Here is a 791-nt window from a genome sequence, read left to right as displayed (position 1 = left end):
CCGGACACCGGCGAGCCGGTCGACGAGGTCGTCGAGAAGCCAGTTCAGATCACCTGCGGTAGAAGAAGTCACCTTCGCCTTCCTGTTCGTTCGGGAGCACCGGATTCGCCGACGTCGGATACGGCTCGGGACGAGCACGCCGACCCTGACGAGTACCGTTCTCGATCGCCGACATCAGGTCACGAGCCTGATCGGCACTACGGGCCGGTTCCGAATTGTATTCCTCCGCAGGCGGATTGTTCGCCAACTCCGGGGCCAGGCTGGCTTGCCGGCGGCGGCGCGGCAGCTGCGGGCGGGTGCCGCCGGCGGCGCCCGGGGGCGCCGAGGGCGTGGGGCGCTGTGGTGGTTCGGGCTGCGGAATCGCCCGTAGGTAAGCGGTATCGGGCTGATCGGCGGGCGGCATCGGGCGGTAGCTCGGGGGCGCCGGCGGTGTGACCGGCCGAAGGTACGAGGTGTCGGCGGGCTCCTGCTGGACCTGCCGCTCATAGGAGCGGCGGTCCGGAGCCGGGGGCTCGTAGCCTCGGCGGTCCGGGACCGGCGGTTCGTAGGTGGGCTCGGGAGATACGGCGTGGTGCCGGCCGGTGTCGAAAACCGAACGGGCGAAACCGAAGTCGGCATCCTCCTGCGCCACCGGCGATTCCAGCGGGCTCGGATCCGGAGCCATTGCGGCACTCGATGTTTCGAGGGACGGCAGTGGGTACGAGCCGGTCACCGCCGCCGGCGCCGGCGACGGCCGCACCGGAACCCGATCACGCAGATGATCAACCACCGGAGCATCCGTGGTGATCAAC

At 69.9% G+C, this 791-nt stretch carries 1 pseudogene; it reads right to left on the bottom strand.

Annotation, left to right across the window (positions count from 1 at the left end):
* Positions 1 to 49: 49 nt before the first annotated feature.
* A pseudogene (locus NRB56_RS38125) lies at positions 50 to 791 on the bottom strand (sensor histidine kinase); the annotation flags it as partial.

This window comes from Nocardia aurantia (assembly GCF_009604425.1).
Taxonomy (GTDB): Bacteria; Actinomycetota; Actinomycetes; order Mycobacteriales; family Mycobacteriaceae; genus Nocardia; species Nocardia aurantia.
The sequence above is the reverse complement of the archived record's forward strand: the minus strand, read 5'-3'. Positions and strand labels throughout refer to the sequence as shown.